At 70.4% G+C, this 25,455-nt stretch carries 20 protein-coding genes; 9 read left to right on the top strand and 11 right to left on the bottom strand.

Going from position 1 to position 25,455, the window contains the following annotated elements; genetic code table 11:
- The first annotated feature begins 591 nt into the window (after positions 1-591).
- The 3 genes from CPH93_RS01605 to CPH93_RS01585 all read left to right on the top strand — a co-directional run bounded on the left by CPH93_RS01605 (position 592) and on the right by CPH93_RS01585 (position 5,114).
- The gene (locus tag CPH93_RS01605) at positions 592-894 is read left to right on the top strand and encodes a hypothetical protein (protein WP_096211685.1); all 303 of its coding nucleotides are present in this window, start codon (positions 592-594) and stop codon (positions 892-894) included.
- 53 nt (positions 895-947) lie between these two features.
- Positions 948-2,909, top strand: coding sequence for a beta-N-acetylhexosaminidase family protein (locus CPH93_RS01600; protein ID WP_096215253.1), 1,962 nt, complete (start codon positions 948-950; stop codon positions 2,907-2,909).
- 1,215 nt (positions 2,910-4,124) lie between these two features.
- The gene (locus CPH93_RS01585; protein WP_096211682.1) at positions 4,125-5,114 is read left to right on the top strand and encodes an ornithine cyclodeaminase family protein; all 990 of its coding nucleotides are present in this window, start codon (positions 4,125-4,127) and stop codon (positions 5,112-5,114) included.
- Between the two features lie 51 nt (positions 5,115-5,165).
- On the opposite strand, the gene CPH93_RS35655 is transcribed toward CPH93_RS01585, so the two are convergent.
- The 6 genes from CPH93_RS35655 to CPH93_RS01560 all read right to left on the bottom strand — a co-directional run bounded on the left by CPH93_RS35655 (position 5,166) and on the right by CPH93_RS01560 (position 11,941).
- Positions 5,166-5,690 (bottom strand): hypothetical protein, encoded by a 525-nt coding sequence (locus CPH93_RS35655; protein WP_159394948.1) that lies wholly within the window; start codon positions 5,688-5,690, stop codon positions 5,166-5,168.
- 163 nt (positions 5,691-5,853) lie between these two features.
- Entirely contained in the window at positions 5,854-6,387 is a 534-nt protein-coding gene (locus tag CPH93_RS01580) for a GNAT family N-acetyltransferase (RefSeq protein WP_096211681.1), read from the bottom strand.
- Positions 6,388-6,428: 41 nt separating this feature from the next.
- Positions 6,429-7,691 carry a globin domain-containing protein gene (locus CPH93_RS01575; RefSeq protein ID WP_096211680.1) on the bottom strand — a complete coding sequence of 421 codons (1,263 nt, stop codon included), beginning with the start codon at positions 7,689-7,691 and terminating at the stop codon, positions 6,429-6,431.
- Positions 7,692-7,845: 154 nt separating this feature from the next.
- On the bottom strand, positions 7,846-8,292 hold the full coding sequence (locus CPH93_RS01570; RefSeq protein WP_096211679.1) for an RrF2 family transcriptional regulator: 447 nt from the start codon (positions 8,290-8,292) through the stop codon (positions 7,846-7,848).
- A 55-nt stretch (positions 8,293-8,347) separates the two neighbouring features.
- Positions 8,348-9,907 (bottom strand): D-alanyl-D-alanine carboxypeptidase/D-alanyl-D-alanine endopeptidase, encoded by a 1,560-nt coding sequence (gene dacB, locus CPH93_RS01565; RefSeq protein ID WP_231977140.1) that lies wholly within the window; start codon positions 9,905-9,907, stop codon positions 8,348-8,350.
- 225 nt (positions 9,908-10,132) lie between these two features.
- The gene (locus CPH93_RS01560; protein WP_093649330.1) at positions 10,133-11,941 is read right to left on the bottom strand and encodes a TIGR03767 family metallophosphoesterase; all 1,809 of its coding nucleotides are present in this window, start codon (positions 11,939-11,941) and stop codon (positions 10,133-10,135) included.
- 471 nt (positions 11,942-12,412) lie between these two features.
- Between CPH93_RS01560 and CPH93_RS01555 the strand changes: the two genes are divergently transcribed.
- Positions 12,413-13,243, top strand: coding sequence for a RapZ C-terminal domain-containing protein (locus CPH93_RS01555; protein ID WP_096211677.1), 831 nt, complete (start codon positions 12,413-12,415; stop codon positions 13,241-13,243).
- Here CPH93_RS01555 and CPH93_RS01550 read toward each other — a convergent pair.
- Positions 13,206-13,925 carry a hypothetical protein gene (locus CPH93_RS01550; RefSeq protein ID WP_096211676.1) on the bottom strand — a complete coding sequence of 240 codons (720 nt, stop codon included), beginning with the start codon at positions 13,923-13,925 and terminating at the stop codon, positions 13,206-13,208. The two genes, CPH93_RS01555 and CPH93_RS01550, sit on opposite strands and share 38 nt — an antisense overlap.
- 438 nt (positions 13,926-14,363) lie before the next feature.
- Here CPH93_RS01550 and CPH93_RS01545 point away from each other — a divergent pair, with 438 nt between their 5' ends.
- Positions 14,364-16,310, top strand: a complete 1,947-nt coding sequence (locus tag CPH93_RS01545; protein WP_096211675.1) for a glycoside hydrolase family 5 protein — start codon at positions 14,364-14,366, stop codon at positions 16,308-16,310.
- An 11-nt stretch (positions 16,311-16,321) separates the two neighbouring features.
- Here the strand turns inward: CPH93_RS01545 and CPH93_RS36595 are convergent, their stop codons facing one another.
- Positions 16,322-17,149 (bottom strand): phosphotransferase, encoded by an 828-nt coding sequence (locus CPH93_RS36595; protein ID WP_231977139.1) that lies wholly within the window; start codon positions 17,147-17,149, stop codon positions 16,322-16,324.
- A gap of 65 nt (positions 17,150-17,214) precedes the next feature.
- On the opposite strand from CPH93_RS36595, the gene CPH93_RS01535 reads away from it, so the two are divergent.
- From CPH93_RS01535 to CPH93_RS01525, 3 genes are all read left to right on the top strand, one after another.
- Positions 17,215-17,589 carry a DUF4180 domain-containing protein gene (locus CPH93_RS01535; protein ID WP_096215251.1) on the top strand — a complete coding sequence of 125 codons (375 nt, stop codon included), beginning with the start codon at positions 17,215-17,217 and terminating at the stop codon, positions 17,587-17,589.
- The gene (locus CPH93_RS01530; RefSeq protein ID WP_096211674.1) at positions 17,586-18,278 is read left to right on the top strand and encodes a formylglycine-generating enzyme family protein; all 693 of its coding nucleotides are present in this window, start codon (positions 17,586-17,588) and stop codon (positions 18,276-18,278) included. Before CPH93_RS01535 ends, CPH93_RS01530 begins: the two co-directional genes overlap by 4 nt.
- Positions 18,279-18,344: 66 nt before the next feature.
- Entirely contained in the window at positions 18,345-18,680 is a 336-nt protein-coding gene (locus CPH93_RS01525; RefSeq protein WP_231977138.1) for a hypothetical protein, read from the top strand.
- Positions 18,681-18,709: 29 nt separating this feature from the next.
- Here CPH93_RS01525 and CPH93_RS01520 read toward each other — a convergent pair whose 3' ends face one another.
- Together CPH93_RS01520 and CPH93_RS01515 are read right to left on the bottom strand one after the other, a co-directional pair.
- The gene (locus CPH93_RS01520; RefSeq protein WP_093487929.1) at positions 18,710-19,858 is read right to left on the bottom strand and encodes a Glu/Leu/Phe/Val family dehydrogenase; all 1,149 of its coding nucleotides are present in this window, start codon (positions 19,856-19,858) and stop codon (positions 18,710-18,712) included.
- On the bottom strand, positions 19,851-22,805 hold the full coding sequence (locus CPH93_RS01515; RefSeq protein WP_096211673.1) for an FAD-binding and (Fe-S)-binding domain-containing protein: 2,955 nt from the start codon (positions 22,803-22,805) through the stop codon (positions 19,851-19,853). Before CPH93_RS01515 ends, CPH93_RS01520 begins: the two co-directional genes overlap by 8 nt.
- Before the next feature lie 157 nt (positions 22,806-22,962).
- Between CPH93_RS01515 and CPH93_RS01510 the strand changes: the two genes are divergently transcribed.
- Positions 22,963-23,874 (top strand): LysR family transcriptional regulator, encoded by a 912-nt coding sequence (locus CPH93_RS01510; protein WP_093487932.1) that lies wholly within the window; start codon positions 22,963-22,965, stop codon positions 23,872-23,874.
- Positions 23,875-24,029: 155 nt separating this feature from the next.
- Here the strand turns inward: CPH93_RS01510 and CPH93_RS01505 are convergent, their stop codons facing one another.
- Entirely contained in the window at positions 24,030-25,427 is a 1,398-nt protein-coding gene (locus tag CPH93_RS01505) for an amino acid permease (protein WP_173909693.1), read from the bottom strand.
- Positions 25,428-25,455 lie beyond the last annotated feature (28 nt).

The raw sequence follows: 25,455 nt of genomic DNA, 5'->3' as shown, positions 1-25,455 counted from the left end.
TTGCACAAGGATTCTGATGAACAGTAACAATCGGCCGCCACAAGACGGCCGTGACACCTCTGGCCCCAGCGGCCTGGTCCGGAATCCGCGGATTCGGCGGCAGACCATGGGGCAGTCGGGATAGCGGGATGAGCCGCCGCTGGTTCGGCTGCACCCCAACCACCGAATCAGGCATGCGATTGCGACAAGTGCGCTTCAGACGGCCCAAGTCGTTAGGGCTGTGCGGGTTTCGGTGATCCGGCTACATCGCCTGCCCTGAGGGGTATGCCGCGCACGCACTCGCAGTTGGGCGATGCCGGTGAAGGCCACAGTGCCGCCATGCAAGGGCCTTGGATGGCAAGGGCATTCGCAACGTCGGGGCCCCTTCCGGAGCCGGGCTCTGGTGCATCTCCATGTCATAGCAACCATTCATGGATCGATTTGCGTCATCTGGCAGCAAATCTCCCTGAGGATATCGACCACCACGGAAGTGATCTCATGCGTCATCAACCCGGTCTCCCACGGCCGAACCCGCAGCCGGAAGGCGTCGCCAAAGCCGCGCGGACTCACCGTATAGGGCAAAGGGCCTACAGCAGCCGCGAGGCTTTCGCAGTGCTGGCACTGGTCTTCGGCGGATACCTCCTGCCCGTGGCAGGCTATGTGATCGGTGGGCTGATTTGGGTGCTCACCCCGGGCTGGCGGACCCGAGTGAAGGTGGCCGGGCTGCTGGTATGGCCGTTGTGCACGCTAGCGCTGATCGCTACCAGTGCCGTCACATACTGGCTCGTCCTTCCGTTGGGTGACCCCTACTCCTCCATCGCCACCTCGCTATTTCTCCTCGTGCCGAGCAGTTGGTTCCTGGTGTTGCTTGCGGCCGCTTGGATGCTCCTGGTCAGCAGGGAGCGCTGCCAGTGACGGGGAACCGGATCAGCCGGGCTCTAGCCGCGACGCTGGCCATAAGTGCGTTCATGCTCTCCGGATGCTTCTCACCCCCAGGGCAGGTCGCGGCCACACGATCGCAGTCCGCCTCCTCCGCGCCGAGGATCGCGGCCGCCAGCCAGAATGGCCCCGGACTGCCACATATCAGCCCGACGCCGCGGGCGATACGACGCACCGGACCAGATCTCAACATCCCGTCGACCGTTGAGGTGCTGCGCGGCCACGGCACGGACGATCAGTCGATGGAGACGGTGATCCGGGCCCTCCGGTCCGCTGGCGCGAGCGAGGTACACACGTCCATCGCAGGCGCTGCGGTCGCCGATGCCGGCCGGCCGACGGCACTGACGGTTGTGATCGGCCGCAGCGACAGCCCTGTTGTTGCTTCCCTACTCAAACGCAGCAAGGCGTTCGGCCCCGGAGAGCTTCCTGCCGAGGGGTACGCGATCACCACCGATTCGGTGAACGGGCGAGGCGATGTGCTGCTGGCCGGCAAGGACTCTGACGGTGTCTATTACGCCGCCCAGACCTTCGCTCAGATTGCCAGCCGGTCACGGGTCGCCGGCGTGTCAATCGTGGACTTCCCCGCCATGTCACGGCGCGGTGTAGTCGAGGGGTTCTACGGCAGACCATGGACGCACGAAGACCGACTGGATCAACTGACCTTCTACGGGCGGATGAAGTTCAACACGTACTTGTACGCTCCCAAGGACGATCCTTTCGAGCGCGACCGGTGGCGTGACCGGTATCCGCCTGAGCAAGCCCGGCGACTGTCCGTTCTCGCCGACGTGGCAAGCCGTCGCCATGTGCGGTTCACCTACGTGCTCTCCCCGGGCAAATCCATCTGCTACAACTCGGCGCGTGACCGACGTACCATCCTGGACAAGCTCGGTTCACTGTACGAACTAGGCATCCGCAACTTCGCGATCGCCTTTGACGACATCCACCCGCTGTCGGTGTGGAATTGTGCGGCGGACTTCGCCAGGTGGAGGACGGTGACCCAGCAGGCCATGGCCACTTCCCAGTCCGGCCTGCTCAACCGCATCCAACACGAATTCGTCGACCGCCATCGTGGATTGAGGCCGCTGGTAATGGTTCCCACCCAGTACAGCGACCTGTCGGCGACCCTGTACAAGAAATCCCTACGCCGCAGCTTGGACCGGCGGATCACGATGATGTGGACCGGCACCGACGTCCTACCCACCAGCATCACCGCAGATCAGGCACGGCAATCCGCCGAGCTGTGGAATCGCGACGTCCTGCTCTGGGACAACTACCCGGTCAACGACTCCGACCAGGCAGCCGGCCGCCTGCTACTCGCTCCCTACGCCAACCGCTCCCGGGCGCTGGGGGACTACCTCTCAGGAGTGGTCCTCAATCCCATGAATCAGGCGTCGGCCAGTAAAGTAGCCGAATTCACCGGTGCCGACTACGCATGGAATCCACAAGCCTACGACCCGTCCGTCAGCGCCCAAGCAGCCGCAGACCACCTCTCCGACGGCGACGCGGACACCGCCGAAGCCCTGCGAGTCTTCTTCGACACCCAGCACCTGGCACCCAGTTGGAAGGGCGCACCCTGGCAACCCCAAGCACCCGTCCTCGCCGCCCGCCTGAAAGAGTTCGACAGGTTGTGGACCTCAGGCCACAAAGATCAGGCTGTCGCCCATCTACGCGCCTACGCCGCAGCAATGGTCAACGCACCCCAGCGGATCACCGCTCACGTCCCGGACAGAACCTTGATCACAGAGGCTAAACCCTGGCTCGACGCGATGGCCCTCTGGGCACAAGCCCTTACAACTACCTGCGACAGCCTCAAGGCACGGCTGAACGGAGACCCTCCGAGAGCCGACGAGCTACAGGCCCGCTCCCGAGCCTTGGCGAAGCAGGCGTCAGTCATCCGAACCATTCCCGGGGCAACCCGGCCGCAAGGCACGGTAAAGGTCGCGGACGGAGTACTCGACACATTCCTGGAGAAAGGCCCACCCCTTCGCTGACAGCTTTCCAGATCCCCTCCGATCCGCGGTCGCGACGAGGCTCAGGGAGTAAGAGCTCCTAGCGCAACACGGTTCGCAGGCGTCGCCGGCAGATCAGTGAGCAGGTGAGTTTGAGGAATGCTTCGTGGATGTCGCTGGATGCCGGTGTAGAGGACGAACCGGATGCCGCACAGCACCCTGCGGTCCTCCAGCGCCCTCTTCCGGCCCGGTTGCCGGTGCCCAGGCGGCTGGGTTGGCAGCAACGGCTCGATTCCCGATCACAACTCGTCGTCAACTAGCCAGGGTTGAGGATTGCGTTTGCTCACACCAAACCAACCGCCGCACCTATCCAGAAGTAACGGCTACCCGAGTTGCGTTAGAGGTTCTTGGGCGGGCTTGTTGTCAGGCGGTGGCCTTCACCCAGTGATCGCAATAGCGGAGCCATGTCTGGGTCCTCCGCTGGTTGTCGAGTGTTGCAGTCTGTCACCGCGCTACCGAGCGGCGGAAGTACGGCGAAACGGCAAGGTGCGGCTCCCTCATCAGGGAACCGCACCGGGGCTCAGCTGTGTCCAGCGGGCTCAGTGCCTACAGCTGTACCAGCCCTTGTGCCACTGCCTCTCCCAGTGGCCGGGGTGCCAGTACTTGGCCCAGTACCCGTGGTGCCAGTGGTGGCGACCGTCGAACCAGCCCCCGTGCCACCTGTACTCCCAGCGCCCGTGGTACCAACGCTTGGTCCAATAACCCGAGTGCCAGGTGCACTTGGCCTGCGTGGTCTGGCTGACCGCGGACGTGGTGGCCGGCGCAGCGGCGGCCGTGCCCGTGGTCCCCACGGCCGCTCCGCCGGCCAGCACGGCACTGGCCGCGGCGACCGCCAAGGAGCGCCTCAGCTGCTTTGCTCGCATGGATCTACACCTCCTGTTGAGCCCCTGGGGCTCGCGAAGGGACGCTCGGGGCACTGCCGCAACGAGCCGCGCGGACTGGCCCAGGCTTCGTCGGCGTCCGAACCGCCCGCGACTCCGTGTGCGGGGACCGCGCCCTGCTGGCTTCCGGCCCGCCCGTCACCCGGCTCGCATAAAAGCGGCATAAGGAGAATTTACCCCAGACCGGACATGAGTGAGATGGTTGCACAGGGTCCGGTGCCGGTGACCCGGCGCAGTCGGAGCCATGGACGCTACGGTCGGCATCCCGGCCCGGCGTGACGCCGGCCGGTACGCGGTGATCGGGAGGGTGAGAAGGATGCTGGTTCTCGGACGTGCGCAGGTCGAGGCGCTGCTCGACATCGATGCGCTGATCGATGCCCTGGCGTCGGCGATGACGGACCTCAGCGCGGGGCGCGCCGCCGCCCCGGACCGCGTTGCCGTGCGGGTACCCGAACGGGACGGCTTCCTGGCAGCGATGCCGGGCCATGTGCCGTCGGCCGAGATGCTCATGACCAAGCTGGTCTCCGTCTTCCCGCACAACGGCGGCACCCCTCTGCCGACCCATCAGGCGCTGATCGTCGCCTTCGATCCGCACACCGGAGAGCCCACCGCGCTGCTGGACGGTACGGCGATCACCGCGGCCCGGACCGCCGCAGGTTCGGCGCTGTCGGCCCGCCTGCTGGCCCGTGACGACGCCTCGGTGCTGGCACTCCTGGGCACCGGCGCCCAGGCCCGGTCACACGCCGCGGCGATGTGCCGGGTCCGCCCGATCCGGCAGATCCGGGTGGCCGGCCGCGACCGGGCGAAGGCGGCCGCGCTGGCCGACCTGCTGTCGGCCGAACTCCAGGTCCCCGCCGCGGCGTTCGCCGGCTACGCCGAGGCGCTCGACGGTGCGGACATCGCCGCCGCGACCACCCATGCCGTCGACCCCGTGATCCGCCGTTCCTGGCTCTCGCCGGGCGTCCATGTGACCTCGGTGGGCTTTAACCCGGACGGCCGCGAGATCGACGACGCCACGATTGCGGAGGCGCTGGTGTGCGTCGAATCCCGGCAGGCGGCGCTGGCTCCCTTCCCCACGGGCAGCAACGATCTGCTGCAGCCGCTCCGCGCGGGCCTCATCACCGAGGAACACGTACACGCCGAGCTGGGCGAACTCCTCACCGGCCATAAAGCGGGCCGCACTTCACCGGACCAGATCACCCTCTACAAGTCCGTCGGTGTGGCCGTACAGGACGCCGCGGCCGCGGCCCTGGTCGTCGCGGCCGCCCGGGAGCAGTCGGCCGGGACGGAGATCCGGCTGGCGTGACGCACGGGCGCGGCGCCCCCGTCGCGGACGGCGAGCCCGGGCCCGGCGCGCTCAGCGTCCGTACGCCCGGTGGCACAGCTGCACCAGGTCCGCGCGGACCCGGCCGGACGCCATCCGGCACACCACACCCGGGTCGACCGTCGCCCCGCGCCGCGGCGGCCGGGGAAGCGCCCGCGTCTGCGCACCGGCACGGTGCCGCTGCCGTGGCACCGCACGTACGGGCTGGGTACGCGTACGCGCCCTGGGCGGTGCGGAACGCGGGTGATGCGGCATGGCCCGTCCCTTGGGCCGCTCCCGCCCGTTCACCGCCGCAGCGTGCCCTCGGGTGGCAACCTTCTTGGGCAACTTCCGCTGCCGCCCGGGCTTGTGCCGTGCGGAGGCCACATCCACCAGCCGTTCCCGCGTGGACTTCTCGGTGGGCATCAGCAGCGGTGAGGGCCGGGCCGGAGCGACGGTACGGCCGCCCGGAGCGGTACCGGGCCCGTGCCCGGATCCACCGGCCGGGAGGGAGACGCAGCCGGTGGCGGCAAGGAGGACGGCGGTCGCCGCGGCGAGACGAAGAAGGAGAGGACGCACGACTTCACGGTGTCGGAGGCTCGTGGGCTGTCCAAACGACGCGCCGGGACTCCACGCGGACGAAGGACAGATGCGAACCTTCGTGGGACTCCCGGGCTGACGAGCAGCGTTCGAACATGGTGGGACGGCAGTGAGTGGCACGGGGCGCGTCGAGGCTCGCCGCTTACATGGGCAGCGACCGGAGCCGCACCGGCCCCTCTGGCCAGCGTTCCCCGTCCCGTAGGGGCGTCCACATGGTGTGCAGCGGCATCACCACGGGCCCTTCGGGCTGCTCGACAACTACCTTCCCCGGAAGCTCTTGCCAGCCGAGCCGCTGGTACAGGGGCAGGAGTTGGGGGCGGCAGAACAGCAGCCCGTACGGCGGTCCCATGGTGCGGGCGTGTTCCCGTGCGGCGGTGACGACGAGCCGTGCCAGTCCCTGCCCCCGCAGATCAGGAGCGACGGCCACCCCGCCGAAGCCGACCACCTCGGTCTCGGTCGTGCCGACCGTGAGGGGAAGCGTCACCAGACCGGTGTGTGCCACGAGCCGGCCATCGCGTCTGATGCCGAAGTGCTGCTCCTTGGCCAGCCAGGTCAGGCCGGTGTGCGCGACACCGAAGGGGTCCTCGACGTCCCCGACGATTTCGGTGAGTTCCTCCTTCGTGTACCGCGTGAGCGGGACGACGGCGGGTGGCGCAGAAGGTGGGTTGGCGGTCATGTTCGCATCATGCGGTGTGCACGGGCGGCGGGCAACGGATATCAGTTCAGACCGAGGTCCGGACCGAAGACCTCATAGTGGATCTGCGCGGCGGGCACTCCTGAGGCCAGCAGTTGGGCACGCGCCGCCTTCATGAACGGCACCGGCCCGCAGAGATACGCGGTGGTGCCGGCCGGGATGGCGAGTTGCGTCAGATCCATCAGACCGGTGCGTACGGTCACGGCCTCGGCCGTAGCCTGTTCCGCCTCGTCCCGGTCAGCCCGGAGCCCTTCGCTGTCCTGGAGTCCCTCCTCGTACCAGAGTTCCGCCGTGGCGTGGGGGAGCTTGTCGGTGAGCCGGCGGAGATCCGTGCGGAACGGGTGGGTGGCGGGCGACCGGTCGGCGTGGGCGGCGATGATGCGGCGTCGGGAGCCCGCGGCGGCGAGATGCGTCAGCATGCCGATCATCGGCGTACAACCGATGCCCGCCGAGGCGAGGAGCAGCGGGCCCGCGCCGTCCTCGGGGAGCACCACATCGCCGAACGGCGGGCTCACGTACAGGACTTCGCCGCCGTGGACGTGTGCGTGCAGATGGCCGGAGACCTCGCCCGCGGGGTCCTCCGACGGAGCCCCGGCCCGCCGCCCGGCTGCCACCCGCTTCAGGGAGATCTGCAGCCCGCCGTCCGGCTGTCCGGACAGGCTGTACTGACGTATCTGCCGTGCACCGTCGGGGAGTTGGACCTGTACGGAGACGTACTGGCCGGGGCGGGACGGCGGGACGGGTGCCCCGTCGGCCGGCTGGAGTAGGAAAGTCGCGACCTCGTCGGTCTCCTGGATGCGGCCGGCCACTCGATACGGCCGCCACACCTTGCCGTCCTGGACGCCCGCCTCGGCGCTGAGCCGCTTCTCGATGGCGACCAGGGCGTGGGCCATCAGCCAGTACACCTCGTCCCAGGCGCGCACCACCTCATCGGTCACCGCATCGCCGAGCACCTCGGCGATGGCCGCGAAGAGGTGCGCCCGCACGATCGGGTACTGGTCCTCGCGCACCCCGAGCGAGGCATGCTTGTGTGCGATCCGCGCCAGCATGGTGTCCGGCCGGCTGTCCGGGTGTGCGACGAGATGGCTCGCGAACGCGGCGATCGACCCCGCAAGGGCCTGCCGCTGGCTGCCGTTGGCCTGGTTGCCGCGGTTGAAGAGGTCGCGCAGCAGCTCGGGGTGCGCGGTGAAGAGCTTCTCGTAGAAGAGTGCCGTGATCTCATCGATGGCCCCGCTCACGGCGGGGAGGGTGGCGGTGACGGTCTTGGCGGACTCGCTCGACAGCATCGACTGCTCCGATTCTCGAAGAAAGAGGAGGAGAGGGGAGGGAGAAGGAGGGAGCTGAAAGTTGCATCTTGGATGCGTATTTTTGACCAAGGGGGAGCGCGCCGTTCTGGAGGCGGACTCAGTCCAGGTGACGGCCCCGGGTCGTGGCGCGCGCTCAGGTCGCGGGGCGGGGAGCCAGGCTGAGCAGGATCGGGCCGGTCGGGCTCTCGATCAGATCGGCGATGGAGAGCGGGTCGAGCGAGGCGTAGAACGCTTCCTGTGCCGCCCGCAGTGCGCCGCGGAGCCGGCAGCCGCCGCGCAGGGGGCACGGTGGCTCGTCCTCGCACCCCACGACATCGTCGACCCCCTCCAGTTCGCGCACCAGTCGCCCCAGTGACCCCGTACGCCCCGCGGTGGTGAGCGTCAGTCCTCCGCCGCGCCCGCGCCGTGCCTCGACGGCGCCGAGGTGCTGGAGCTTGCTCACCACCTTGGCGGCGTGGGTGTACGGCACCTCGACGGCGCTCGCCACCTCGCGGGTGGTGGGCGCGTCGTCCCGGTTGCCGAGTACCGCCAAGCGCATGGCAATACGGAGGGCGATGTCGGTGCTCTTGGTCAGTCGCACACCCGCACTCTATAGAAGTGGCATCCAAGATGCCAATTAAGCTCGGTGGTGCCAATCAAGCTCGGTGTCCGCCGCCGGAGGCCTGCTGCTGGAGGTAGGCGGCGATGGCGGCGACGTCGTTGCCGATGGTCAGGACGCCGTTGATGTCGGCATTGGGGGTCGAGGCCCCGTTCACCCCGTCGAAGAACACCTCGAAGTGGCCCTTGCGGGTCTCCAGATAGCCGGCCGCGGTTTCGGCGCCCACCGCCAGCCGGTCGTTGAGCGCGTCACCGCCCGCAGCGGTGCCCGTCTTGGCGAAGACCTTGCCGCGTGAGGGGCAGTGCCGGCAGGAGTCCGCCAGGGTCCCGTCGACGCCCAGTACCGGCAGCGAGGTACGGAAGAGCTGCGCCTCGGGGGTGTGCTGCCAGTACGTCAGGATCTGGGCCAGGGCGCGGGGTGTGGTGCGGTCGACCGGGTTGCCGCCCCGGCCGTCGGCGAGCTGTACGGCCCTGCGGTCCACGTGCGCCCGGTCCAGGAAGGCGGCGAGCACCGGGAAGCCCTCCTCGCAGTTGGAGCTTCCCGTGGTCGTCGCCATCAGGCACATCCCGAGGTTCGCCCCGAGATTGTGGCTCACCTTGAGGATCAGCTTGGCGTATTGGGCGTACGGCGGAGAGGTGTACCGGGCCACCGCGGGCGCGCCCTGGTAGGAGCGCGGCAACTGGCCGGCCGGGTTGGGGCCCACCGCCTTCGCCCGGACCTGGACGCCGGCGCGCTGCAGTGCCTCGATCAGGGCCGTCCGGCCGAAGGCGTTCGGGTCCTTGATGCCGGAGACCCGCAGGACGGGGGCGGAGCCGGCGGCGATGGTGCCCGACAGCCGGATGCGGGTGCCGTCGGGGGAGCTGGTCACGTTGATGTCGGTCGGTTTGCCCGCCGCGACGGTGCGGACGGCCGAGGTGACGTGGTACGGCGCGACCTTCGGCCGCCAGTCGAGGCCGGCCGGGGCGCCCGCTTCGGCGCCGGGGGAGGTCAGCAGATCGATGAGGTTGTCATTGATGATCAGCGGCGTGGGGGTCGGGTCGAGCACCGCGTCCGGACGGAACAGCCGGGAATCGATGACCACGTTGCCGTCGACCCGACGGATACCCGACGCGCGTACCTGCCGGGCCAGCTGGTCGATACCGGCCAGCGGGTTCTCCGGGGTGAGGGTGGCTCCCGGGACGTCGTCGGCGTAGGTGTGGTCGATGGTGGTGAAGGCGACGGTGCCGTCCTTGCGGGTGCGGCCGCCGAGCGTCAGGTCGCCCTGTGCGACCAGGTCCAGGTTGCCCTTGAGGGTGCTGCCCAGTCGCCGCCCGACGGCGTGGACCGGCGTGACGAAGCGGTGGTCACTGCCCAGGGTGTGCCAGGTGCCGCTGACGCTGAACAGTTTGGCCGTCGACCCGGGGATGAAGAACTGGTCGGCGTAGCGGGACTGCGTCACCCTGCCGCCGGCCGGGTTCTGTTGGAACAGACCCCATTGGGCATGGCGGTAGTCCGGCTTCCGCATGACCGCGGTGATGCGCGGATCGAGACGGCGGGGAGTGGTGGACGGCGCTGCTGCCTGGACGAGGCCGGTGACGACGACGCCGACGGCCAGCACAACGCTCAGGGTGCCGGCAATGCGTCTTCGGGCCGTCCGGTGTGTGACGGAGGGTGACATGCGGGCTCCACCAATGGTGTTGTTCTGACGTATATCCGCCCTTATGTTCCTCCTGAAGGTACTGCTCGCCCCCGGTGCCGGGGCGCGGCGCGTCGTCGGGGTCCCCCGGACGATCCATTCCGGCCGTCGCGGTGCGTAGGGCGGGCGGGAGAGCCGCCCGCCCGGTCATGCCCGGTGGACGAGGAGTTCGGTGTTGCGGTCCGCCGGCCTGCCTGCCATTTCGTGCACGCCGCCGCTCATGCCGGCGGCCAGGCCGGGAGCGTTGTAGGACAGCTCGCGGTAGAGGGAGGCGAGGCCGACCGCCGAGAGGTCGTCGAAGTCCGTGCGGTGCGGAGCGGCCGACTCGATGAGGGTGGTGAACAGCGACAGCGTGCCGTCGTGGTTGTCGACCAGTTCGAGGATCCGGGCGTGCTGCGGATAGTCCACGTGCGAGGCGGTGTTGACCTCCCAGAAGGAGCGGGCGGCCGTCGGGTGGGCGTGCGGCGTGATGCGGTTGACGTGACTGTGGCCGTTGATCCACGCCACCACGTTGGGGAACCGGCTCAGCAGGGCGATGAGCTCCGCACCGTCGTGCCGCTTCTCCTCCGCGCGCGCCGCATCGGGGCGCCGGGTCATGCTCGGGCTGTGGTGGTGGCTGAAGATCAGGATGTGCGCGTCGTCGGCACCGGCATTGCGCACCAGCCGGCCGTCCGCATCGTAATGACGGGAGCTGTGGGCGGCCAAGGTCCGCTCCAGCCACTGGAGTTGGGCGGTGCCCAGCGAGCCTTCGTAGTGGCCGCTGCGGTAGGTGGTGTCGATGCTGATGCCGAGGACACCGTCCGCGACGGTGAAGGAGTAGTACGTCTGGTCGTCGTTGAGGTGGTCGTCGGTGTAGCCGTGCCCGACCGGTCCCGCGCCGGCGAACGCCGGGTTCAGATGCGCCCGCAGATACTCGTGCGGGGTGAACATGCGGCGCCGCTCGTCCGCGGTCACGGTCCGGGCCCGGGAGGCGTTGCGTCCGAGGATTTCCTTGAGCACGGTGCTCTTGGGGTCGTCGCCGCTGTCCAGCACCTTGGCGAACGCGGCCACATCGGAGTCCGGTACGGAGAACAGCTTGCGTGCCCCCGTGATGTAGTCCGTCAGCTCCGGGTCCTGCGGGGCCAGGCAGCCGCCCGGCAGATCGTCGTGGTTGCCGGGCGTCGAGTACCAGGGAATCCGCAGGCCGGGACTGGTCACGGGGCGGATCGCGGCCTCCAGATAGCCCGGTATCGACGGCAGCCCCCGCTTCTTGTCCTGGTCGCGCAGGCCGTCGGCCGGATGCCAGTACAGCGGGAGGCCGCAGTTCTGTACGCCTTCGTAGGCCGTCGGGTCACCGGTGTTGGGTGTGATACGGCCGCCGCTCATGAGGGTGAGGAACCACTCCAGCTCGATCATGGAGTGGTTGTCGATGTTGTCACCCGTGGACATGACGAAGGCCGGCCGCCGGCCGGTGTGGGGCCCGCCGCCCAGCGCGTTGGCCTGCTCCACCAGCGACACGGCGCCGGCCACCGACAGCGCCTCCTGCGCGCGCCACGACCCCGGTGAGCCGGCGCGCAGATATTCGGTGCGCAACGGGCTCTGGACGTCGGCCACATGGAGATCGGTGAACTGGACGAAGCAGGCCAGGGCGGTCCGCCGGTCCTGGCGTCCGGTCCCGGCGGAGGCGAGGTCGCCGCGGACCACCAGCGGCCATCCGGGGCCGGAGCCCAGGCGGCGGTAGTTGCCGCTGCCGGTGAGGTGCGCCGCGGTGTCCAGTGTCGTGACCCCGTACGGGGCCGCCCGCCGCCCGGCCGGACCGGCCGGCGACGTGCGGGGGAGAGGGGGCGCGCTCGGAGCCGCGCTGCTGCTGCGCTGGCTCGGCAGTGCCCATGCGGCACCGGCTCCGGCGACGGCGGCACCGGAGCTGAGAAGGAAGTGACGACGGTTGGTGGGGACGTGGGTTTCGATACCGGCCATCAGGCCCTCCGTGCCGTGGCCGGCATGCCTGACCACAGCGGTGTCACCAAACGGAATGTCTCGTTCCAGAGTTTGGGTGACGTGCGTGACCGCTAGCTGAACTTGCCCGGAACGCGGCGCACCCATTGCCCGTCGGTACGGTCCGCGGCCGGGTCGGCCCGGCCACTCGGCCGGTCAGGGTGCCGGTCGTGCCCTCCCGCTCCGGCGCCAGGGCACGGCCGGCGCAACGGAACCACGCAGTGGCGCCCCGCCGTACAGCACGCAACCCCCCGATGAAGCGATGGCTCACCGTCGCATCCGGTACATCTGTCAGAAGGAGATCCGCACCCGCCGCCGACGACAGCGGAGCGGGAACGCGTCTCCCGCTTTTTTTCGAAGTGCCCCACAAACGCGTCCGCAGCAACGCCGTGCACCCGACGGGACGTTGCGGACCCGCCGAACTCCCCGTCTCCGACATGGCAGGAGAGGCCATTGCCCAGCACCGCCGCCCCGGTCCGGATCACCTCCTACGGCGCCCGCTGGGGCGCCCCGCCCCGGCATGACACCAGCGCCCTGGTCCTGGACCTCCGCGACCGGATGTGGGACCCGGCCGACACCGCCGTCACCGCACCGCTGGTCGCCCTGACGGGCCTGGACCCCGAGGTGCGTGACTACATCCTGTCCGCCCCGGACGCGCAACGGACCATCGAGCACACCGGGCGTCAGGTGCTCGCCCTGCACCGGACCGTCGTCGACGAGGCGGTTCATCTGTACGTTGCCTGCTGGTACGGCCGCCATCGCGCGCCGGCCATCGCCCGGGCCGTCGCCGACTGGCTCGCCGAGCGCGGTACCGCGGCCGACGTGGAACACCGCGATATCGCCCGCCCCCTGATCCACCGCGAACCCGCCAGGCAGCTGGAGTCCTGCGTCTTCTGCCGGATCGCGGCCGGCGACGCCCCTGCCCGGCTCGTCCGTGACTGGCCGGACGCCCTCGCGATCGTGCCCCGCCGCCCGGTCGCACCCGGCCATGTCCTGGTCCTTCCGCGCCGCCACGTACGGGACGCGACGACCGATCCGGCCGTGACCGCGGCGATGATGCAGCGCGCGGCGGAGCTCGGCGCGGAACTGGCGGGGGACCTCAACATCATCACGGCCCGCGGTCCGGCGGCGACCCAGAAGATCTTCCATGCCCACGTCCATCTGATCCCGAGACGCCACGGAGACGGCCTCCCGCTGCCGTGGACGACGCAGCAGCAGGAGGACGGACGCTCCGGCCGGCCCGCCCCTACTCCTGGCGCCGCGCCGGGTGACGGCTCAGGTTGAGGGCAGTACGGAGGTCGACCGACGGGTCGAGGCGCGCGTCGATGCGGGCGTGCAGCAGCGGCCCGCCGGTGGTGAAGATCTTGGTACCGAGCGCGGCATTGAGCTTGGCGGCGGCGACCGCGGTGACCGTGATGCTGGTGTTCATCCGCAGCATCGCGGCATCGGTGTCGACGGACGCGTTGGCGGCGGGCCGGGTGAAGGTGCCCAGGGTGACGTCCGCGCCGCGGTCCAGGCCGGCCCGCAGGGTGCCCTGGGACAGGTCGCCCACGAAGTCGGAGATCTTGACGGCCTTGCCGGTTCTGCTGTTGAGCAGCGCGAGGCCCGCCTCGGCGAAGCGGAGCTCACCGCCGACCTTTCCGCCGCTGTTGGTGACGGCGCCGCCCTCGATGTCCAGGCTCACTCCGGCACCGGTGTAGTGGTGCTGGCTGATCTTTCCGTCGGCGTCGACGTCCGCGATCGCCACACCGTGGTCCTTGAGGGCGGCCAGGAGAGTGGGGGGAGCGTCGAAGCGGGCCGTGCCGCCCTCGACGGGGACCTCGGTGTTTCCGGCACGGCGGCCGGTGGCGGTCGGCTCGCCGGGCGGCCCGGCGACGGGGGAGGGGCTCGCCGGTGCGGGTGCGGCGGCGAGAAGAGTGCTGGTGAGCGCCAGGACGGCAGCCGTGGCGAGAAGGCGAGCGCGCATGCATGTCCCTTTCTCCGGTGCCACCGAACGCCCGGAGCGCACGGTGCGTGATCGAAAAATCACTTTACGTGCTCGCGGGGTGGTCTCATGGGTGCGCGGCCCGGGGTGGCGCCCGGCGGTGCCGCCGCATTCGGGCGGTCGTCGGGCGGTGCTCGCCCATCCGGGGGCGTAGCAGGTGTCACGAGAGGAGTGCGGCGGTCCGAACGGCGGCCTCGGCCTCAGTGCCGGTCCACCCATGGCCCGGCTTGAACGCCTGACGTGCCACGGGGGCCGTAAGTAGGCCTGAACTCAGGTTGATTGAGGAAGCATCAGCTGTACTGGGTAGGGCTCGTCCGCCCTTCGCCGCTACCGTGTTCCTGCCCTTCGGCGGCGTCCCCGCCGAGGGCTGCCCGCCGGACGACCCGACGGGTCCCCACCCCGGCGAAGCAGGCAGCTGACATGAAGTCTTTGGTCCGAGCGGCATGCAGTGCCCTGGCGATATGCCTCGTTCTGCTGGTCATCACCGTCCCCGGCGCGGGTGCAGCTCCCGCCACGCCGGCCACTGCGGCGTCCGGACGGCCGGCAGTCGCGACCCCTGCCGGAGCATGGACCGCCCCGCTGTCCACCCGAGGCCGCTTCATCGTCGACGCCGACGGCACACGCTTCCGGCTGAAGGCGGGAAACTGGGACGGGGCGCAGGGCTCCTGGAACGGCTCGGGCGATATCAACGACGCAGCCAGCCACCACAGCGGCCAGAATTCCCACGGCATCCCGCTCGGCCTGGACCGCGTCGCCCTCCCGGCGCTGCTGGACGACTTCCGCGCGCTGGGCCTCAACACCATCCGGCTGCCGTTCTCCAACGAGATGATCCATGCGACGGCCCCGGTACCCGATGCCGCGGTCGCCGCGAACCCGCAGCTGCGCGGCAGGACCCCGCTGCAGATCTTCGACGCCGTGGTCGCGGACCTGACCGCGAGCGGTTTCGCCGTCATCCTCAACAACCACACCAACGCCACCCGATGGTGCTGCGGCCTCGACGGCAACGAGCGCTGGAACAGCCACCAAACCACCCGGCAGTGGGCCGACGACTGGGTCTTCATGGCCCGCCGCTACCGCGACAACGCCCGGGTCGTGGGGGCGGACCTCTACAACGAGGTGCGCCGCGACGTCTGGGACGACCCCAACTGGGGCCTGGGCGACAACCACGACTGGCAAGCCGCCGCGCAGGAGGCAGCGGACCGGATCCAGACCGAGGCCAACCCCCGCCTTCTCCTCATCATCGAGGGCATCAACTGGACCGGCCTGCCGGTGGACGGCCTGCCGCACGGCCGCCCCACCCTCACCCCCGTCCGTACGCTCTCGCACACCCTCGTCGTCTCCGGCAAACTCGTCTACTCGGCCCACTTCTACGGGTACACCGGCCCGCACCACAGCGGCGCCACGGGGCTGGGGGAGACCAGCGACCCCCGGTACCAGGACCTGTCCCGCGAGCAGCTGCGCACCGTCCTGCACGATCAGGCCTTCTTCGTCTCCCAGGAGACCGGGCAGCACTTCACCGCACCCCTGTGGATCAGCGAATTCGGGGTCGGCGCCGAGGAGACCGGAGCCGCGGCCCGCACCTGGTTCGGCAATCTGACCGACTACCTTGCCGACACCGACACGGACTTCGCCTACTGGCCCCTCGTCGGCTGGAGCACCGACGGCCAGGGCCGACCGGGCGGCGACAGCTGGGCCCTGCTGCGTTACGACAACGCCGGTAAGCGCAGCGGAATCCTGGACGGCAACGACTGGCGCGCCGCCGCATGGAACCGGCTGATGACCGCCCCGCACAGCACGGGCCCGGTGCCGGTGACCCCCGCGTGGCACATGCTCACCCTCGACCACCGGGACTTCGTCCAGTCCCTGAGCACCCGGGCCCTGGGCGACTGGGACGGCGGCGCCCGCAAGGCGGCCTGCCCCGATGGCGAACGGCTGATCGGCCTCAGCCACACCCGGGGCCGTGGACTGTGCACCGACGCACCCACGGCCCGCGATCTGCGTCGCCCCGGCGGCGTTCCCCAGGTCGTCCGGGACGAGCGGTACGTCCCCGCGGAGGGGGACTGGGCCCCCGGATACAGCAAACTCCAGTGCCCCGAGGGCCACTTCCTCACCGGCTACAGCCTGCGCGGTGAGCGGGTCTCCGCCGCCCTGTGCATGCCGGCCCGGTCCTCGCTCGGCACCGGTGGCGAAACCATCTGGTTCGACCGCGGCGACCACCGCCCGCCCGGCGGACCCGGCGGTGAATTCGCCTACGGCCGCTTCAAAGGACAGTGCCCCACCGACACCTACGCGGCAGGTATCGCCTACACCAACCGCCCCGGACACCAGGGCAGCCCCGACGCCCTGCTGTGCCGGCCCCTCTCCTGACCGGCCGCGACTCAGCCGAGGAGATCCAGCAGCCGCTGAGCCTGCCGCTCCACCGCGTCGACCGGGTTCCGTCGGTTGTCGGCCCTGGCGTCGAACAGCAGCAGGAACAGCCAGACGAGGGCAAGCAGACGGCGGCAGTCCCGTAACCGGCCCAACTCCGCCCGGGTGAGGTCGAATTTGGCGAGGAATGAGGAGATGGCGAGGGAGTGCTCCGCCCAGCTCGCCACATGCTCGGTGATCTCCGCCAGCTCGAAGACCCGGTCGCTGCGGCCCGAGTCCTCGAAGTCGACGATCCGCACGGTGGAGCCGTCCCAGAGGAAGTTGGCGAGATTGCCGTCCCCGGCTCCGAAAACCGGGGGAATCTCCGGCGCACCGGGCCGATCGAGGTGCGCCGACGTCAGCCAGGCCACCCCGGCATCCATGGCCTGTGCCACCTGCCCGCTGACGTGCGGTCGCATCTGGGGCGTCCAGCGACGGATCCTGGCAACGAGTTCCGCTGCGTGGTCCGGACGGGGCGGGACCGCTCTCAGCACCTCGGCGGGCACCGCGGCGTGGAGCCTCCGCAGGGCTGCCGCCAGGGCCGCGACCTGTACGTCAGACAGGGCACGCCCACGCATCGGCACACCGGGCAGCCGCGACATCACCACCACGGGCGCGTCCGCGGCAAGAGCGCAGTCCCATGGCTCGGGCGCCAGCCCGGGAGCATGAGCGGCCAGCAGCGTCAGCGCGCGCCACTCGCGCGCACCACCCTCGCGATCCGTCCCCCGAAACCGCTTGATGACCCTGTCCGGCAGTAATTCGATGGCATGCGTGCAGTGTTCGGGCAGTTCGGGCGTCATGGCGGCGATCCTGGCAGAGGGACAATTCGCAGGAGACGTCTTTGGCGTTGGCCTACGATCACGACATGACATCCGAAAGCCTCGTGGAATCGCATGGTGCGTCCGTTCTCCTGTGTGCCCCCGACGGGCAGAAGCTGAGCGACGGCAGTGGCGCACTCGATCTGATCGGCGAGGCGATGGGATGTCAGGCCGAGGTGGTGGCCGTGCCCGTGGAGCGGGTGGACGACGCATTCTTTTCGCTGCGTTCCGGTGTGGCCGGCGAGATCGTCCAGAAGTTTGTGAACTACCGAATTCGTCTTGTGCTCGTCGGCGACATCTCCCCTCATACGGACGGGAGCCAGGCCCTGCGCGACTTCGTGCGCGAGGGGAACCGCGGCACCCAGGTGTGGTTCGTCGCGACGCGGCAAGAACTCGACGAGAAGCTGCGGCAAGGTCGATGAGTCGTGAACCGTCCCTCAGCGAGGCCGGCGCCGAGCGCCTGACCGGGATTCCGGCCGGGGAGATCGTCCTACGGGACGAGGGCACGAAGACGAACTGGCGGGTGGAGGTCGGAGCGTTCCGGCTGGCGCCGTATCCCGTGACCCGCGCGCTCTACCAAGCGGTGTGCGGTGCGGTGCCCGCGAGCACGGCGGGGCCGCGGACGCCGGTGACCGAGGTCTCCTGGCCGGACGCCCTGCGGTTCTGCAACCTCTTCTCCCAGGCCGAAGGGCTGGCACCCTGCTACGCGATGGGCCAGGATCCCGACGCCCAGGACGTGGTCTGCGACGCGGAAGCCGGTGGCTATCGGCTCCCGACCGAGGCGGAGTGGGAGTACGCCTGCCGGGCCGGCACCTCCGGCGTCCGCTACGGCGAGCTGGACGACATCGCCTGGTACCGCGGGAACTCCGGCGGCGAGGTGCACGAGGTCGCCACCAAGGCGCCGAATGCCTGGGGCCTCTACGACATGATCGGCAATGTGTGGGAGTGGTGCTGGGACGTCTATGACCCCCAGGTCTACGGCCCGTACCGGGTCTTCCGTGGCGGTGGCGCAGACGACTGGCCCCGGGGCTGCCGGGCCTCGTGCCGCCGCAAGAGCCATCCCACCTTTCGCGTCGACGACCTGGGGTTCCGGCTCGCACGGTCGGGGTAGCGGGCGTGACGGAACGGGCCGCGGTACGCCGTCGGGAGGCGGTGCGCGGGCGCCGATCGCCGGTCCGTGGTGACCGTTGCCGCCGGTGATCGTTCCCAGGTCGTGAAGAGAATCGTCTCGGCCTCGGTCCTTGCCCTGTTCTGTCTCGCCCCGGCCGTGCCGGCCCATGCCGACGGCCCGGAGCTGATGCCTCAGGTGGCGGGCCGGGGACTGGTCGCCGCCTATCAGGCCCTCCACTACGACCCCTCCGTCCAGCTCAGGGACGGGCGGGGTGCGGGGCGCCATGTGCTGTGGCCCGCGAGCTGGAAGGTCTGCGCGCAGGATCCGGAGGCGGGCACCCCGTTGCAGGACCGGAAGGTCACGCTGCTCGTCGTCAAGAACGGCGAGTCGTGCCAGCCGTGACCCACGGCGGCCGGTAGCGCGGGCCGCGGTCAGCTGCGCGGGAGGCGGCCCTTGCTCTCCATGGCGGTGCGTACCCGCTCCTCGGCCAGCCGGCGACCGGCGGTGTGCGGGGTGACCTCCTGCTGCCGGGCCTCGTCCAGGACGGTCACCGTGTTGGCGCGCAGCTTCGTCGACACCGTCTGGAAGATGCCGGCGGTGTCCGGAGGGAACCCGGAGTAGCGGGCGTCCATGGCGAAGGCGGCGGCGACCACGCCGCCGGCGTTGGCCACGAAGTCGGGGACCACGGTGATCCCGCGCTCGGCCAGGAGCGTCCGGGCCTGCACGGAGGTGGGCAGATTGGCGCCCTCCACCACGAGCTGCGCCTTGATGTCCTGGGCGGTGGTGTGGGTGATGACGTCCTGGAGCGCGGCGGGCACCACGATGTCGCAGTCCACGGTGAGTTCGCTGCCGGTCGCGAGCGCGGTACCGGTGGGGTGGCGGGTGACGAAGTGGTCGCCGTGTTCCGCGCGCGCCGTCAGCAGGGCATCGACGTCGAGACCGCTCGGGTCGTGCAGCGCCCCATGGGCGGTGGACACCGCCACGACGGTGGCACCGAGTTCGGCGAAGCGCCGGGCGGCGGCGCTGCCGACGGCACCGAAGCCCTGCACGGCGACCCGGGAGCCGGCCAGTGACAGGCCCCGGTGCTGGGCCGCGGCGTCGGCGGCCTCGGCGACCCCGTAGCCGGTGACCCCGAGCCGGTCGTAGGCCACCCCGCCGAGATGCGCGGGGGTGCCGACGGCGGCACCGCGGTCGCCCAGCTCGTCCTGGATAATCGCGGCGTCGTCCTCCGTCAGCCCCATGTCGAGTCCCATCACATACTCGCGGGGCACCTCGTTGGACAGTGCACGGGCAAAGGCCCGCAGCACCGCCTCCTTGTCGCGGGAAGCGGGGTCGGCGACGATGCCGGCCTTGGCGCCGCCGTAGAAGAGATCGACGGCGGCCCACTTCCACGTCATGACCCGGGCCAGCCGGGACACCTCGTCGACGGTCACGCCGGGGCTCATACGGGTGCCGCCCTTGCCGATGCCGCGGGCGGTGTTGTCGATGACCAGGACGCCCTTCATGCCGGTGCGCCGGTGGGAGACGACGACGATCTTCTCGGGGCCCCACTCGTCGACGAGAGAGAGTGCATCAGTCACGGGCGTGTTCCTTATCGGTCGGAAGGGCGGGCGAGGCGGGCCGGCCGGAGGTGCCGGACGGGGGCAGCGCGTGGGCGATGAGCTGGGCGAGGTGGGTGCCGTGGCGCGGGGTCTGCTGGGCGATCTGGGTGCGGCAGCTGAAGCCGTCGGCCAGGATCCGGGTGTCGGCGGCGGCCGCGCGCACCGCGGGGAGCAGCACCTGTTCACCCGCGGCCACCGAGACCTCGTAATGGCCGCGTTCGAAACCGAAGTTGCCGGCCAGGCCGCAGCATCCGGAATCGAGCGTGGTGTTGTCGATGCCCATACGGGCGAGCAGCGTGCCGTCGGCGCCGAAGCCGGAGGTGGCGTGCTGATGGCAGTGGGTCTGGCTGATCGAGCGGGCCTCGATCTGCGGGGGCTGCCAGTCGGGGGCCTGGTGGACGAGGAGCTCGGCGAGGGTGCGGGCGGACCGGCCGAGGGCCAGGGCGTCCTCGTCGCCGTCGAGGAGTTCGGGGAGATCGCTCCGGAGAGCCGCCGTACAGCTCGGCTCCAGTCCGACGACGGGGATGCCGGCGCGGACGGCCGGCCGTAGTGCGGCGGTGGTGCGCCGGGCGATACGGCGGGCGACGCCGAGCTGCCCGGTGGTGATCCAGGTGAGTCCGCAGCACTGGGTGCCGTCAGGGACCTGCACCCGGAAACCGGCGTGCTCCAGGACGGCCACGCCCGCGATGAGGACCTCGGGGCTGAAGTGGTTGTTGAACGAGTCGGCCCACAGCACGACCGGGCCGCGCCGGCCGTCGCCCCGCGGGGTACGGCGGCGGAACCAGCTCAGGAAGGTCTGGTCGGCGAAGCGCGGGACCTCTCGTTGGGCGGCGATGCCGCCGAGCCGTTTGAGGGCCGGGGCCAGCCGGGACGAGGTGAGCGCGTTGACCAGCCGGGGGACCCGGGCGGCCGGCCGTGCCAGCAGCGGCAGCCAGCCCATGGAGTAGTGCGAGGCCGGGCGCAGCCGCCCCTGGTAATGGTGGTGGAGGAACTCCGACTTGTAGGTGGCCACATCCACTCCGACGGGGCAGTCGGCGCTGCATCCCTTGCAGGACAGGCACAGATCGAGGGCGTCACGGACCTCGGTGGAGCGCCAGCCGTCGGTGATCACCTCCCCCTGGGTCATCTCGTACAGCAGACGGGCACGGCCGCGGGTGGAGTCCTTCTCGTCCCGGGTGACCCGGTAGCTGGGACACATCACGTCGCCGCCCCCGCTCGCCGAGCGGCACTTGCCGACGCCGACGCACCGGCGGGTGGCCTTGGCGAAGTCACCGTCGTCGGCGGAGAAGGGGAGGACGGTGGCCAGCGGCAGGGGAGTGCGGTGCGGGCTGACCCGCAGGTGTGTGTCGACGGGCAGCGGCTGCACGATCATGCCGGGGTTGAGGCCGTTGTCGGGGTCCCAGACGTTCTTGAACTCCTCGAACAGGGCGATGATCTCGGGCCCGTACATGAGGGGCAGCAGCGCGGAGCGGGCCTGGCCGTCGCCGTGCTCGCCGGACAGCGAACCGCCGTGCGCGGCGATCAGCCGGGCGGCGTCGGTGACGAAGCTGCGGAAGACGGCGGTGCCCTCTTCGGTGCTGAAGTCGAAGGTGATGCGGACGTGCAGACAGCCTTCGCCGAAGTGCCCGTAGACGGCGCCCTGGAGCCGATGGCGTTCCATCAGCGCGGTGAACTCCCGTAGGTAGGAGCCCAGTTGGTCGGGCGGGACGGCGGCGTCCTCCCATCCCGGCCAGGCTTCGTGGCCGTCGGGCGAGCGGGTGGCCAGGCCGGCGCCGTCCTCGCGGATCCGCCACAGCCGGCGGGCGCGCGCCGGGTCGGTGATGACCTCGCTGCCGGTGCAGCCCGGGGCCTGTCGCGCGGCCTCGGCGAGTGCCTCGGCCTGCCGGGGGAGGCCGTCCGCGGTGCCGCCGAGCTCGGCGAACAGCCAGGCCCGGGCGGCCGGCAGGGTGTCGATGGCGGCCCGGGTCTCGGGCCGGGTGACGATGTCGGTCAGTGCATGGTCGAGCCCTTCGAGCGCCAACGGCCGGTGCCCGAGCAGTGCGGGGACCGCATCGGCCGCGGCGCAGGCGTCCGAGAAGCCGAGGACGACCAGGGCCCGCTCGGGCGGCGGGGCCAGCAGCCGGACGGTCGCCGAGAGCACGACGGCCAGCGTGCCCTCGCTGCCGACCAGCGCCCGGGCGAGGTGGAAGCGCCGCTCGGGCAGCAGCTGTTCCAGCGCATAGCCCGAGACCTGCCGCGGGAACCGCCCCAGCTTGGTGCGCAGCACCGCCAGATTGCGCTGGGCGAGACGGTGCAGCGCGGCGATCAGTTCCGCGCGGTCGTCTCCCGCGGCGATGGCCTCGTCGATCTCTTCCTGGGTCATCTCGCCGAGCCGGACCACCGTGCCGCGGTAGGTGACCACTTCGAGTTCGACGATGTTGTCGGCGGTGCGTCCCCAGGCGAGGGAGTGCGATCCGCACGCATTGTTGCCGATCATGCCGCCCAGGGTGCAGCGGCTGTGGGTGGAGGGGTCGGCGCCGAACAGCAGCCCGTGCCCGGCGGCGGCCGCCTGGAGCTCGTCGAGCACCAGGCCGGGCTGCACGGTCGCGGTCCGGGCGTGCGGATCCAGCGCGAGCAGCCGGTTGAAGGAGCGGGAGAAGTCGAGCACCACGCCCGGTCCGACGGCCTGCCCGGAGGTGCTGGTGCCCGCTCCCCGGCAGGTCACCGGCACGCCCAGGCGCCGGCACACGCCGAGGGCGTTGAGCACGTGCCGGCGCTCCCGGGGGAAGACCACGGCCAGCGGAATCCGGCGGTAGTTGGAGGCGTCGGCGGAGTACTGTGCCCGGGTGCCGCGGTCGCCGGCGACCGTGCCGCAGTCCCCCTGCCGGAGGGCTTCGGCCACAGCCGCCGCATCGAGGCTGGCATGGCCCTGGGCTGTCGTGGTCACAGCGTGTACTCCTTCGTGCTCACGGCCACTTCGGCCTCGTCCCCACCACGATGTGGGTCGGCCGGGCACCCGGACAAGACCCAGCAGGACGAAACAATTGACGCTTGAGGGCCAAGGGTGCTTATGCTCGTCCCTCCTGCGTCCCTGGGAGCCCGCGATGCTGAAGCCACTGCATCTGCTCACGCTGAAGGCCGTCGTCCGCAGCGAATCGTTCGCCCTCGCCGCCCGCGACCTCGGCTACACCGCCTCCGCCATCTCGCAGCAGATCTCCGCCCTGGAGAAGGAGACCGGGCTGTCGCTGTTCGAGCGGGAGGCGCACGGGATCCGTCCTACCGCCGCGGCACACCGCCTGGTCGACCTCAGCGCCCATGTGCTGGCCGCCATGGACGAGCTGGACCACCAGGTCAACGAGCTCGCCATCGGCGCCACCGGCCGGCTGCGGCTGGGCAGCTTCCCCACGGCCGACGTCCGGCTCGTCCCCGCCGCCCTGTCCGCGCTCGTCGCAACCCATCCGCGGGCGCAGATCCAGCTGGAGGAGGGCGAACCCGAGGAACTGCTCACCGCCCTGGGCCACGGCGATCTGGATGTGGCGCTGGTGTACGAGTACGGGCTCAGCCCCCGGCAGTGGCCGGCCGGCCTGACCCGCCATCACCTGCTGCGGGAGGACCTGGTCCTGCTCCGGGCCCGCGGCAGCGGTCTGAGCGCACAGCTGCCGCAGCTGTCCCGGGCCCGCTGGATCACCAGCCGGGAGGGCACCGCCGGGGCCCGCTCGTTCGTCCGGCTGTGCGCGGCCGCCGGGTTCGAGGCCGCCGTCGCCTTCCGCAGCAACAACTACGCCGTGGTGCGGGAGCTGGTGTCCGCGGGCCTCGGGGCGGCCGTGGTCCCGGCGCTCGGCCATGTGCCCGACGACGGCATCGAAGCCACCCGGCTCACCCAGCGCTCCGCACACCGTAACGTCATGGCACTCCACCGGAGCGAGAACAGCAATCCGCTGCTCACGACCGCGCTCGACGCTCTGCGGCGCGCGGTGCCCGCCGGGGAGCCGTATCTCCACCCGGCAGCCGGGTGAGTGCCCCGGCTCCCCGGCAGTCAGGGCGCCGGGGAGTGGACGGTTGACGACGCGCCCGCCTGGACACCTGGCGTACCCGGCCCGGTGCGCGGTGCGGCCGGTGCGGAACAAGCGCTCGCCCCTCGCGGGGGAGGAGCGAAGGGTGAGCGCGGCCCTCACACGGCGGCTACGGGCGGGGAGTCGTCGGAGTCGGACATCTCGTTCAGTGCGTCGAGGTCCACCGACCCGCCCGGCATGACCGTGCGGGTGCGGCGATAGCCGTACGTGGCGTAGATGATCAGTCCGACGACCAGCCAGCCGCCGAGCCGCACCCAGGTCTCCCACTGCAGGAACGACATCAGCCACAGGGAGAACGCCATGCCCAGGACGGGCACCACCGGCATGCCCGGACAGCGGAAACCGCGCTTCAGGTGGGGCTTGCGGTAGCGCAGGACCAGTACGGACGCGGACACCACCACGAACGCCAGCAGCACGCCGATATTGGTGAGTTCGGCCACCGCGTTGATGGGCAGCACCCCCGCCAGCACGGCGGAGACCACACCGATCAGCCAGGTGGCGCGGTGCGGAACCTTGCGCTTGGGGTGGATGGCACCGAACCAGGCCGGCATCAGGCCGTCCCGGCTGAGCGCGTACCACAGGCGGGCGGCGCCCATCATGAAGGAGAAGGTCACGGTGACGATGCCGATGACCGCGCCGACGGCGATCACATTGGCCAGCCCGCTCAGCCCCACGCTCCGGAAGGCGCTGGATATCCCGCTCTCCGGGTTGATCTCGGTGTAGTGCTGCATCCCGGTGAGCACGATGCAGACCAGCACATAGAGCACCATGGAGACCGCCAGCGACAGCATCATCGCCTTCGGCAGCTTGCGGCGGGCCTCCAGTGACTCCTCCGCGGCGGTGCTCAGCGCGTCGTAACCGAAGACGGCGAAGAAGACTGTCGCCGCTCCGGTGAACGCCCCGCCGAGGCCGAACGGCGCAAAGGGCTGCAGATTGCCGGTCTTGACCTTGGTGAAGCCGACCACGATCACCAACAGCACGATGGCGATCTTGACGATGGTCAGCACCGTCTCCACCCGGGCCGAGGTGCGGGTGCCGCGGGTCAGCAGCCAGGCCACCCCGAGGCAGATCGCGACCGCCAGCAGATCGATCCGGTGGCCGTCGCCGGTGCCGGGCGCGCCCAGGGCCCAGGTCGGGAGATGGATGCCGACGGCCTCCAGCAGAAATCCCAGATAGCCCGACATCCCGATCGCCACGACGGCGACGATCGCGGTGTACTCCAGGAGCAGGTCCCAGCCCACGATCCAGCCGACGATCTCCCCCAGAACCGCGGCGCAGTAGGTGTAGGACGAGCCGGCTTTCGGCACCATGCCGGCGAACTCGGCATAAGCGAACGCCGCACACAGCGACGCGGCCCCGGCCACCAGGAACGAGATGAGCACCGCGGGACCGGCGACATCCCGGGCGACGGCCGCGGCCAGGCTGAAGATGCCGGCCCCGATAATGGCACCGATGCCGATCATCGTGAGCTGGGTGAGGCCCAGGGTGCGCACCATGCGCTCGCCGGTGGGCTGTTCATGGGGA

The organism is Streptomyces sp. 2323.1 (genome assembly GCF_900221035.1).
Taxonomy (GTDB): domain Bacteria; phylum Actinomycetota; class Actinomycetes; order Streptomycetales; family Streptomycetaceae; genus Streptomyces; species Streptomyces sioyaensis.
This window is presented reverse-complemented; position numbering and strand designations above follow the sequence as displayed.

Excerpts from the sequence above, each read along its gene's own strand:
- CPH93_RS01505 (WP_173909693.1), bottom strand. The coding sequence starts at position 25,427 with ATGGTGCGCACCCTGGGCCTCACCCAGCTCACGATGATCGGCATCGGT.
- CPH93_RS01600 (WP_096215253.1), top strand. The coding sequence starts at position 948 with ATGCTCTCCGGATGCTTCTCACCCCCAGGGCAGGTCGCGGCCACACGA.
- CPH93_RS01580 (WP_096211681.1), bottom strand. The coding sequence starts at position 6,387 with ATGACCGCCAACCCACCTTCTGCGCCACCCGCCGTCGTCCCGCTCACG.
- CPH93_RS01545 (WP_096211675.1), top strand. The coding sequence starts at position 14,364 with ATGAAGTCTTTGGTCCGAGCGGCATGCAGTGCCCTGGCGATATGCCTC.
- CPH93_RS01585 (WP_096211682.1), top strand. The coding sequence starts at position 4,125 with ATGCTGGTTCTCGGACGTGCGCAGGTCGAGGCGCTGCTCGACATCGAT.
- CPH93_RS01560 (WP_093649330.1), bottom strand. The coding sequence starts at position 11,941 with ATGGCCGGTATCGAAACCCACGTCCCCACCAACCGTCGTCACTTCCTT.
- CPH93_RS36595 (WP_231977139.1), bottom strand. The coding sequence starts at position 17,149 with ATGACGCCCGAACTGCCCGAACACTGCACGCATGCCATCGAATTACTG.
- CPH93_RS01510 (WP_093487932.1), top strand. The coding sequence starts at position 22,963 with ATGCTGAAGCCACTGCATCTGCTCACGCTGAAGGCCGTCGTCCGCAGC.
- CPH93_RS01575 (WP_096211680.1), bottom strand. The coding sequence starts at position 7,691 with ATGCTGTCGAGCGAGTCCGCCAAGACCGTCACCGCCACCCTCCCCGCC.
- CPH93_RS01535 (WP_096215251.1), top strand. The coding sequence starts at position 17,215 with ATGACATCCGAAAGCCTCGTGGAATCGCATGGTGCGTCCGTTCTCCTG.
- CPH93_RS01550 (WP_096211676.1), bottom strand. The coding sequence starts at position 13,925 with ATGCGCGCTCGCCTTCTCGCCACGGCTGCCGTCCTGGCGCTCACCAGC.
- CPH93_RS01530 (WP_096211674.1), top strand. The coding sequence starts at position 17,586 with ATGAGTCGTGAACCGTCCCTCAGCGAGGCCGGCGCCGAGCGCCTGACC.